Annotated in this window: 4 protein-coding genes; all 4 read left to right on the top strand. The window is 32.9% G+C overall.

Annotated elements, in window-relative coordinates; all coding sequences use genetic code 11:
- The first annotated feature begins 148 nt into the window (after positions 1 to 148).
- The 4 genes from MRU_RS04910 (at position 149) to MRU_RS12060 (ending at position 12,578) form a co-directional block, all read left to right on the top strand.
- Positions 149 to 547: a hypothetical protein gene (locus tag MRU_RS04910; protein WP_012955777.1), complete on the top strand. Its 399-nt coding sequence runs from the start codon at positions 149 to 151 to the stop codon at positions 545 to 547.
- A 417-nt stretch (positions 548 to 964) separates the two neighbouring features.
- Positions 965 to 1,267: a hypothetical protein gene (locus tag MRU_RS04915; RefSeq protein WP_012955778.1), complete on the top strand. Its 303-nt coding sequence runs from the start codon at positions 965 to 967 to the stop codon at positions 1,265 to 1,267.
- A gap of 215 nt (positions 1,268 to 1,482) precedes the next feature.
- Entirely contained in the window at positions 1,483 to 5,955 is a 4,473-nt protein-coding gene (locus tag MRU_RS04920; RefSeq protein WP_012955779.1) for a hypothetical protein, read from the top strand.
- Positions 5,956 to 5,972: 17 nt separating this feature from the next.
- A complete protein-coding gene (locus MRU_RS12060; protein ID WP_012955780.1) occupies positions 5,973 to 12,578 on the top strand; it encodes an Ig-like domain-containing protein in 6,606 nt (2,201 codons plus the stop codon).
- The last annotated feature ends 8 nt before the right edge of the window (positions 12,579 to 12,586 follow it).

Genomic DNA, 12,586 nt, shown 5'->3' on the forward strand with positions numbered 1-12,586 from the left:
TATTATTTTTATTAAATTTTTATTTATTTTCCAATCTGATTTCCCATAATCCTGATTTGGATTTAAGATTATGGAAAATTATATTAAATCTTAAATACTTGTTTTGTTATAAATTATAAATAATGAACATTAACTAAGGAGGTTAATCATGGATAATAAAGCGATAATTGGAATTGTAATTGCATTGATTGTAATTGTCCTTGCATGCTTTGCTTATGTGACATTTAACGGAAATGCTCCAATTTCATTGAATGTAACTGAAAATATAACAAACAATACAGATACAAGCGTAGACACTACAGACAATGCCACCCTCGTATCACAAGACCCAAATAATGATTCTGAAGTTAAGGACATTGCTAAGAATGTCTCTGAAAGTATATCAGAGCAAAATAAGGCAGTTGCCGATTCTGGAGACACCTTGCATAAACAGACTTTCACAGTTTCAGAAAACGAAACCGGTCAAAATGAGGGCATGGAACCTGGAACCTATGTGATGTATTATACTGAAAATGATGGTCCTATAAAAGTTCAAAAGATAGATTAGTCTCTTTTTAATCTTTTAACCCATCTTTTTATTTTTTTTTAAACTTTTATTCTTATTTTATTTTTTATTCAAGCTCTTTTTCATTTAGAATTTTTTAGACATTTAAAACTTTATCTGCTTTTTTTTAAGATTTTTAGTTTTTTTTTAAACAATTTTTTTCACTCATTTCTCAATTTATCCTATTTTTAATATTTGAATTTTGACTTTTTCATTTTTTAAATTATATTTTTTAAGCTTGTTTTATTGACTAATTTTAGTAATGTATATATAGTGTTATGAATATAGTATAATCAAGTCAGTTTTATAATTTTTAAAATAGTATTTATGGTGTTTATTCGAATATTCCATATCAAACATGATTTAATTTTTATAAAATAGATTTGATATGACTTATTTAATAGTTTTAAGGGTGAATTTATGTCTAAAAGAGTTCTAGTCAGTTTTGCATTAATTTTCATTTGCTTATTTTCTATAAGCGCAGCCTGGGCTTTAGATATGGATTCGAGCGATTTAAATAAGAATATAGGCACTAATTTAGAAAATAACTTTAACACAGATTCAAACAACAATTTAGACAGTAATTTAAACTCTAATTTTAACAGCAATTTAAACAGCAATATAGATAATTCCACCCAAGAATTAGACTTAAGCACTAAAAATTTCAAAGCCCTAAGCTCTAATTCATCAATTGGGGGGGGGCAAATAGCTCTGTTAATTTAAGCAGCAATCAAAACTCCCAAGACAATTCTATAATTATTGATGACACAAATTATAACACTTTTTTTGATAATCAAGGCTTTTTAAGCAGTGATATTGAAGCCAACTCTCTCATTTACTTTGGAAATCTATCAAACAGATACATAAAAATAGACATTCCACTTACACTCTCCTCCTTAAATGAGACTACTATTTTTAATTCCACTATAGAGGTTTTAATGGATGGATCTTATTCCAATCTAACAAATCTAAACTTTTATACAAATGCAACAAGTGAGAATTCCAATTATCTTACACCAATCTACATCAACGAGGCATCAGATTTGGTCATTGAAAACAACCCAATTTATATAGACTATTCTGATGGATGTAACTACAATCTAGCGGGAATCTATGCATTTGGTGCATCCAATAATAATATAATAGGAAATAACAGAATATCCATCTATTCAAGGTCTCTAAGCAATACATCAAAACATTACATTTATGGGATAGACTTCTCTTCATATTCCTCAAATGCCTATTCTAAAGATAATGCGAAGGGAAATGACATATCATCAAATACAATAGATATCATTTCTGACTATTATGCAAATGCAATTACATTGTCCTGTGCAGTTGACACCACTCTTGAATCAAACAGCCTCCATTTAAAATCAGATTCATTTGTTTATGGTATGGTTGCAGAGTATTTTGACTTTGGAAATGGTTTGAATCCATCAAATAACTTTAATTTTACAAAAAACACTATTGAAGCTAGCTCAAATATGGTATATGCCATTCAATTCTTTAATGTATTTGATGTTAATATTAAGGAAAATACAATCAAAACCAATTCCAACGGTAGTTATGGGATAAGTGCATATGAGTCTTATAATCATGATATAGGATATAACAATCTTTTTGTAAATGGAAATGACGTTTCAATGATTGGAACTAATTTTGATGCCATAGGAACTGGCCATAGTGGAATATACTATATGAGGGATTCACATGATTTAAGCATTCATGACAATAATGTTTTATCCAATTACTCTCTTGGGGGAGATTATGCAATCAGGTTCGATGCAAGCTCCAGCGAGAATATAAATGTTTTTAAAAATAATTTAAGTTCTAATAATGGAAAGTATCTAGGAAATGATGCAGTTAACGGTAATGTGACTGTTTCTGAAAACAATCATTATTATGGAGATAATGATCTTGGCACTAATGATTTACGTATTTTTGACATCTATGTTGATTTGAATGGAAATGACAATAAGGGAGACGGCTCTATAGGAAAGCCATTCAAATCCATTAGCAAAGCTTTGTCCTATTTAAAGAATTTAACTAACATTTATGGTTCTAGTGCTTCATCTAGTTCCACCACTAAAGTAAAAGGCATAATTCATCTAGGTGAAGGTAAATATAATGGCTATGGAACTAATTTGAGAATATATATAACAGGTTTGGATGTGGAAATATTTGGATCTGGCTATAATAAGACCATTATTGATGGAGTGTCTTCACACTGGTTCTTTGATATTTCAGAAGATTCTTCAGTTTCTATAAAAAATTTAAGTCTTGCAAATGGAGTTTATCGTTATAATGATGGAGGATTGATTCACAATAAAGGTAATCTATATCTTGAGAATTGTATTTTTGATAATGCAAAGATGTCTCCTAGTTCTGCAATCATTTATAATGATGGCATTTTAAATTTAAAGAACAATTTGATGAATATGACTGCAAATGGCTATCATATATATAACAATGGATTTATTGATGGTTTGTATTTGAATTTTATTGGAGACAGCCTTAGTGAAGATGAAAGATTATTGAATACAGATTCCCTTAGCTTCATATTAACCGCATATGTTCATGATGACAATGGAAACCCTATAACTGGAGGCTATATAAGATTCTTTATCGAAGGCAAGGAAATATTGGTAAATTCTAGCCTCATTGAAGGTTTGGCTAAATTATACACATTCTCTTCCTTAAATGGAATCATCAAGATATCAGGATACTATTCAAATGCATATACCAATCTTTTTGTCAATATTGGGAAAGTAAACAGTAGCATCATCAGCGATACAATAAAAGTTTATGTTAATTACAGTGCTAATGAATCAAAATCAGACGGTTCCTTTGAAAAGCCGTTCAAGAGTATAAATGATGCATTGGATGCTCTCAACACATGTATAGAACCGGTTACTATCACTGTTCTTGATGATGAAACTACAGAACAGATTGACGATTCAAGATTGAATAGGAATAATGTCATTACAATAGAATCCATTAATAAGACAAACATTTCAACTAATTGGACATTTAAATCAGATGCAAATATCCGATTGAAAGGTCTTATTTTTGATGGCTATGGATTAGTTAAGGACAACACTTATTTGACAATAGATAATTGTTTGTTTAATAATACTCCTGCAAGTGCTATAGTGTCTACAAATGGTAGTTTGACTCTTTTAAATTCTAATTTTACAAATAACAATGTAAAGGACAATCACACATTCTACACAGGCTTTAGCACCCCTGTAATAACTACTTCTCTTTGGGACATTCAGTATGATTATGATAAGGGAGGGGCTGTGGATAATTCCTTTTCCAATCTAACTATTTTAAATTGTAATTTCGCTTTTAATGAGGCTTATAATGGAGGAGCAATCTTTAACAATCAAAGCGATCTTCATATTTCAAATTCAAGTTTCACATCTAATCTTGCATTCAGCGGATTTTATGAAAATCCTCGTGCAATAGACTTTTCAAATGCAATGGATAAGGATCAGGACCGTAATGTCGCAAGCAAGGGTGGAGCAATCTTCCAGTATCTTGGCGAAGAAGTTGTAGTAACCGACACTGGCTTTTTAAATAATACTGCGGGGGGCTATGGGGGAGCATTTTATTCTTCTGGCATCTATCCTTATAGGAATGACAGTTCCAGCATCATTGAAGGAATTCCATTCATTGTTTATGAAACAGAAGATGGATTGATGGATAATTTTGGAAATTATGCTGATAATCTTTTATCTCCACAAGACATATACTTTATAAACTGTAATTTTGATTCTAATGTGGCTCCAATAAGGGGAGGGGCAGTTTACTGCATTAATAATTCCCAAACCCAATATATTTCCTGTAATTTTGGCAATAATCTTGTTTATACTTATAATATGTCCCAACTGTTTGGAGGATTAAATAAGAATTCCCATAGGAAATGGATTTTTGAAGATGAATTGGACCAAGTCTACAGCATCTTCTTCACCGCCGTAAACAATGGTGGAGCGATTCATGATGAAAATTTAAAAATTATTGACAGCACATTCACTGCAAACACATTGCAATCTGGAGGTTCAATTCTTCTCCCTTCAGTAATCCGCTATTCCGCTGATGTCTATACTTTGCCTAAAAACACTGCAGGCGCAATCATCACTAATTCAGGCAAAGGGGGAGAATCAGTCTATGTGGCAGACTCTTCATTGCTCACATCTGAAGATTCAAAATATATTGGAATAAATGGATGGACAGGCACTAGCACAGGAGGTTCAATCAGAAGAATCATCCATGAAAACGGCCAAGAAACTGGCACTGGCGGAAACGGTAGCGGAACAGGAGGTTCTGGAAATGGTTCAGGAACAGGAAAGGGGGCTTATGGAAATTCATTGTCTTGGAGCGATATATTGTCTGCATTGGGCGGTGACGCTCGAGGCATTGCAATTAATGGCGAAGGATCCAGCTTTTCTGATTTCATTAGTGGTTTGATAAATGGAAAATCCTCTTCAAATTCAAGTTCTGATAGTCAGGATAATGGTTCTGGCTCTTCCAATTCTTCTTCTCAAAATCCTGTTAATGGAACAATCCCTTCTAATTCAAGTTCTGATAGTCAGGATAATGGTTCTGGCTCTTCCAATTCTTCTTCTCAAAATCCTGTTAATGGAACAATCCCTTCTAATTCAAGTTCTGATAGTCAGGATAATGTTTCCAGCTCTTCTAATTCCAGTTCAACAAAACCTATGGATGATTCAAACAAGACTAATTCCACTTCTGATGTTCCGGCTAATGATACAGTAAATGCCACTGACGGTAGTTCTGACTCTTCAATTTCTGAAAATCCTGTAAATGGGACTGCTTCTAATGATAATAATTCCTCTGATGTCAATGGCGGAGCTTCTGATATGGATGATGATAATATTTCTAATTTAACAAATAGCAGTTCTGAGATTCCAGTTGATACTAATATTAATGATACTAACAATTCATCTTCAGAAAATTCTAATTCAACAACTGACTTGGATGATTCTGAAGATAAATCTGATGTGGATAAGGATGATAAGAGCGAATCTGATGATGTCGGACTTAGCGATAATCCTTTAAATGGAGATGTTTCAGAAAGTTCTGATAGTCCAGATAGTCCAGATAGTCCTGATAGTTCAGAAAGTTCTGACAGTCCTTCAAGTCCAGATAGTAGTTCAAGTGATTATCAATCAAGTTCTTCAGCGGCATCTCCTGGAGATAGTTCAAATAGTCCTTCATCATCATCTTCTTCAAGTGCATATAAGATTTATGAAGAGGAGATTGATGATAATATTTTGGAAAAGAATGTTGACCTTGAAAATCTTTTAATAATTATTGTCCTGTTTTTAGGATTGATAATTTTAGGATATTATAAAAAATCAAAAGAAGATGAGGATAATTAATAAAAGGAGTAGAGATTATGAGTTATTTTAATAAAGGACATATATGGAATATTTTATTAATTTGTCTTCTCATCGGAACTTTGGCTATGATGGGTTCAGCAAGTGCCAGTTCTGCTAATTTAGATGATTTTAGCAATCTTGCATGTGACTCTAATTCATATAATGATTTAAGTGTTGGCTTTGAATCTGATGCTAATTCATATAATGATTTAAGTGTTGGCTTTGAATCTGATGCTAATTCATATAATGATTTAAGTGTTGGCTTTGAATCTGATGCTAATTCATATAATGATTTCAGCACCTATTTTGAATCTGATTCTAATTCATATGATATTTCTGATAGTTTGGTTAATTCTAATTCTGATCGTTTGGTTAATTCTAATGGCTTAATTGAGTTCAATATTTCTGCTCCTAATGACATTCAATTAAATGACAAAGCACCTATAAAAAACTCTTTAAAAGAATATGATGAAAGGGTATTTTATGTTTCTTTAGATGGTAATGATTTCAATAATGGATTAAGTCAAGAAAATTCATTTAAATCCCTAAATAAGGCTTTAGAAAATCTTCATGATGCTAATAAAACAACAATATATGTTTTTGAAGGAACTTTTCTAAGTGAAAATAGCTACGATCTATTCTTTGAAGGGGTTGGAAATAGTCAGATGATTTCCATTATAGGTTCTGGGGTAAATAAGACAATATTGGATGGTGAAGGTTTGCATAGGCTATTTAATGTGGATAATTCTATCAATTTGACATTAAGGGATTTGACCTTTGTCAATGGTTTTGACTTTTCATCTGGCGGAGCCATTTATAATAAGGGCAATCTGACTTTAGTCAACACTTGCTTTTATAATAATAATGTCTATTCTGAAGATGCATATCAGCATGTGTCTCTGCTTAGCGGCGGAGCTATAGAAAATGAGGGATTCCTGACAATTGAAAACTCTTCATTCATTAAAAATAGTGTGGGTTCTGTTTTTAATCAATATGCCTATGGAGGAGCCATTTGCAATCATGGAAACTTAACTATAAACAATTCCATTTTCAATAACAACAGCCTTGAGACATATATTGATTTGAATGAGAATTCCTATTTCCGTAAGTGGAACGCTCTTCAAACTGGGGGAGCGATAGCAAGTTTTTCAGATGGTGCTCTTATCTCAAATACAGAGTTTTCTAATCATTCAATTTCCATATTGAACAAGTATCCTTTCGTTCAAAAGACATTCATGACATTCTCAGCTGGGGGAGCTGTTTATATTGAAGGCAATAATCATAATTTCATCAATTGTTCATTCTTAAGCAATGATGCAGATAATGGTGGGGCTGTTTACTTTAAGGGTAACAATACATGCTTTGACTATTGTGATTTTGACAATAACTCCGCTTTTATGGGTGGAGCAATTATGACAATCGATTATAATTTAAATGAGGCTTGGATGCCTACTTTAAAGAATCTGACTTCCAACAAATATTCTAATCTGAACATTTCAAATTCCAATTTCAGTAATAATCATTTTATATGCACTGATTTTGGTATAGGATACCGTATTTCTCCTGGTGGAGCTGCAGGATACTTTAAAATAGATAATATTACTATCGACAATTCTAGTTTCACAAACAATGGGGTGCTGGAAAATTGCACCATATTCGTTTCATCTAGGTGTGGGGGAGCAGTATTCCTTTATGGTCAAGATTCAAAAGTAAACAATTCTAGTTTTGTTCACAATAATGTTGAAGTAGGCGGAGCCATAATGAATTATGGATTTGATACAAATGTATCAAACTCTAAATTTATCAATAATTCTGCTTGTTATTCTGATGGAGGAGCCATTTTCCATTCTATTGGTGATCTTTTGATTGATAATTGTGATTTTGACTACAATAGGGCTGTAAAGAATGGGGGAAGCATTCAAGCAAGTTATGATTATACAAATAACTATCTCTTTGAGCAAAAATCACTCTATAACAATTCCAGATTTAAAAATTCTGCTGCAGAATATGGCGGTGCAATATTTGACATGGGAAATGCGGTTTTATACAATGATTTGGAATTCATTAACAATTCAGCATCCTATGGTGGAGCTATCTATAATCAAGGATTCTCCAATACCTTCAGAAACTCCACTTTCGTCAATAATTCTGCATTTAGCGAGGATTATTCCAATGGAGGAGCCATCTATAATTATGGTTCAAATGCATTATATGAGTCATCAATCTTCATAAACAACAGCGCAGATATGGAAGGTGGAGCCATTTCCAATTTTGGTGAAAGCTGTGTTGTTCAAAACAATACCTTCAATCTGAATAAGGCATTTAAAGGAGGATCTGTTTATTTGAGTGGACAAGGGGGCAGATTCCAAGACAATAATGTCTTTTCATCATTTGCAATATATGGAGGTGGATTATATAACTCAAACATAAATCTCATTTGCCTAAGCAACTCTTTCAACAATTGCAGTGCCAATGTTTCAGGGGGAGCTATCTATAACCTTGTTTCCACACTTGAATTATATTCTAATTCAATGAATGACTGTAAAGCTAAACTTTCTGGACTTGGCAGTGGAAATTATGTATTCACCTGTGCCAATATCTCTTATTTGGTCATTTCATTTGCAAATAATGGAAGCTTTAATATTGTTGACAATAAGGGTGTTTTGCTAGTTGCTAACATAAGCGACAATATGGGCAATCCTATTACTGGAGGTAATTTTACTTTTATCTTGTTTAATCAAACCAATCAGGATATTGATCTAATAGGTAGTTCTGGTTCTTCCAGTTCTAATTCTTCAAATCCAAGCAATCTAGAATCAAGCATCATAGGTGTATGTGATGTGGTAGAAGGACAAGCATTCTTAAGATATGATACTTATTTGGAATTAGGCTCCAGATATACAATTTCAGGAACCTATTCATATGCAGCCGAACCTGTCTTGACACAAGTGGCTAATTTAAATTCAGTTCTATCCACAAGGATGTACTTCTCATCAAACATTACAGATGATATGGTTAATTTTGGAGAGGGCTTCAATTATGAAATCATTCTTTTGGATTCTAATGACAATTATATTCCTAATGCTGAAATCTTATTGTATGTTGATGCAGTCTATTCCAAGTCTGTATTTACCAATGAATTTGGCTATTTGAAGGGTAGTGTCAATAATTTAACTTCAAGCGGAAAGCATTTCTATAGCTTCATTTATAGCGGAGATATTTTCCATAATAGGGCAAGCTATGATTTAAACTTTACTGTATTCTACAATAACTCCTACTATTATGATGATGTTTCCATCAGCTTTAGAGATTTGATCTATTCATTTGTCTATACAAGTCCTAACAGTGAAATTCCTTTTGAATTTTTGATTTCTCATAATGATGGCGTTCCATTGGGAAATGTATCAACGCCTCGTTATTTTGTCGCTTATGAAAATGGCATTCCACTTGCCAGTTTCTCTTGCACAGATTATTTGGGTGTTTGTAAAGGTCAGGAAGTCTTATATTCAATTATAGAGCTTAACGGAAAATTAGCTAAAATCTTTAGAACTTCACCTGAAGGTATTTTCCAAATGTTAATAAAGCACTCAGAAAGAGGACTCTATGAGTATAGGATTGCATTTCTTGGAGATTTGGTAAAGCACTACGATTCTAGCACCCATAATGGCATAAGCAATGAAGACACTTTTTACAATCCTTGCAATATTTCATTTTTAATGCTTGTTGATGATGAGCAATCCACTATTCCAACTAGTTTGAATTATAATGGTCCTAATAAGATTACAGAAGTGGATTTTGCTTATTATAACTTTAGCTTAAGTGAAAACAGTAAGAATCCATTGGCCAATAAAGAAATCAGAGTTTATGATGATGGAAATTACTTAGGTTCAAGTTATACAAACAGCAAAGGCTTTGCAGAATTCAATTTCCCGCAGATGCTTGATAAGGGCAAGCACATAATCAGTTTTGTCTATGTCGCAGATGGGGATTATAAAAGTGCATACTCCATCTTTGAATTGAATGTATTGGAAAACCCTTCTAAAGACAATGTATCATTTTTCAATAAAAGTTCTTTAAACATTACTGGAGCTAATAATAATTTTACAGCTCAGATTAAGGATTCACATAATAATAATCTATCTGAAATGGTAATAAGGCTATCTATTCTGTTTAATGGTTCTGACAATAAGCCATATATTAAGAATTACACTGCAGTAAGCGATAAAAATGGTGTGTTTTCTATTCCTCTTGAATTAGGGGCAGGTAGCTATCTGATTAAATGTTCATTTGCTGGAAACAAGCATTATTGGAAATCCAGCAAGACATTCAATCTTACTCTTAATAAGGTTCCTACATTATTATTTGGCCAGTCCAGTGTTGAAGTATTGAAAAATGACACTTATCTAACTGTTATATTATCTACAAATGATTTGAAAAGTTTATCCGATTCAAAAATCAAGTATTTGGTATTTGATTCAAATATCACTGGCTTGAACTTATCCTATAATGATTCAAGTGAATTAATAAGGGACATTTCAAACTATGCATACACATTCTATGCATTTACAAATGAGTCAGGCATCTCCAAGCTTAAGATAAATCTTCCAGTGGGCAGTTATTATCTGGTAAGTTTATTTGAAGGGGATAAATGGTATGATGAATCTAGCCTTATCACCAATCTTACAATCTATGGAAGTTCATCAAGATTGATTGCAAATGAAAATGTCATAGTTAAAAAATCAGGATATTACACTGTTAAGCTCGTAGATGGCAATGGCAATCCTATCCAGGGTCAGACAATAGAGATTACAGTTTGCAATAAGACATACACTAGATTCTCTGATTCCAATGGGGAGGCTCGATTGGCCATTAATCTAAATTATGGAAATTATTCCATCCAATCTAAGTTTAATGGAACTCTTAATTATTCATCTTCCATTGTTGCCTCAAGGCTATATGTGGTTGATGAGGATTATAAGTATCCTTCCATATTGACTGTCAATTCATCTGATATCTATAGGGCCTTTGGCTATTATGATGTGGTATTGTCTGATGTAAATGGAAATCCTTTGCCAGAGAAGAGCATTATTGTTGAAGTGAATGGCACAGGATTTAATATTAAGACAGATAATAATGGATTGGCTCATTTGGATTATAATTTCACTGTAGGCAGATACAATATAGTTTCCCACTTTGTGGGAGATGGGGATTATCAATATAGCAATGTCGGTTCCATCTTGAATGTCGTTAATGAAAATGCGGCTAACACTCTGCTAAATTCATCAATTTATTGGGTATTGAAAGGAAAAGGCAATAATTATACTGTCACTTTGACTGATAAGATTCAAAATCCGATTGAAGGCCAGATAATTGTATTTTCCATTAATGGCAGGGAATATTCAAGAACTACAGATAAGTATGGAAACGCAAATCTGGCCATAAACCTCAATCCAGGATCTTATGACATTTATGCATTCTACAGGGGCACTGATGTATATTATTCAAGTGAAACCTATAGTAAGTTGGTTGTTTTAGCTTTGGAAAATGAAAATGAAGGGTCTAATTCAAGTTCAGCCATTGGCTCTTCCAATTCCAGTTCCAATAATGATTCTGATGTAGATTCTACTAATACTTCTAATTCAGGTAATTCTGAGACTAATTTAACTAATGGTTCAAGTTCTGGAGATTCTGGAATTGATAATATTAATGGTTCAAGTTCTGGAGATTCTGGAATTGATAATATTAATGGTTCAAACGCCAGTACAAATATTTCTAATTCTACTGGCGCAGGTAATGATTCTTCCAGTTCTGGGCTTGATAATATTAATGGCTCCAGTTCAAATATTTCTAATTCCACTGGATCTGATAATAACTCATCTAGTTCGGGTATTGGTGGCAATTTGACTAATGCTACTGTTAATGATGGAACTTCTATTTCAGGTAATTCCTCTGTTACTAATGGTTCTTCTAATCTTTCAAATAATGACACTATAAATAAAAGCGACAAACCGGTGATTATTCCTAAAAGAACTGTAACAAAGATTATTTGCCATAATATGACCACCACTGCAGTTTCTAAAGCAGATGGGAGGGTAGGAAAATACTTTGAAGTAAGTCTTATAGATGCAAATGGCAAACCATTAGCCAATAAAAGAATCCTAATTGGATTCAATGGAAGAAAATATAACCGTACAACAAATGCTACAGGAGGTGCAAGGCTTCAAATCAACCTAGCATACGAAGGAAAATACACCTTTGCAATCGCGTTCCTTGGAGATGATTATTATAGCGGTTCTTTTGAAGTGGCTCTCATTACAGTAAACAAGCACAGTCCAAAGCTCGATGCATCTTCAAGAGCATATAAGTATAGTGATAAGACTAAATCATTAACTGCTAAATTGCTATCTGCCAATGGAAATCCAATCAGTGGCAAAAATATAATCTTTACCGTCAATGGCAAGAATTATGCTGCAAAAACAGACTCAAAAGGACTTGCAAGGGTAAATGTTTCCTTAAATAAAAAAGGAACTTATACAGTAAAAATTAAATTTATGGGGGACAGTTCATATAAATCCGCTTCCAAGAAAATAAGCCTTAGAATAATCTCCCCTAGCGAAAGATAAAACAGTCA

This window comes from Methanobrevibacter ruminantium M1 (assembly GCF_000024185.1).
Taxonomy (GTDB): domain Archaea; phylum Methanobacteriota; class Methanobacteria; order Methanobacteriales; family Methanobacteriaceae; genus Methanobrevibacter; species Methanobrevibacter ruminantium.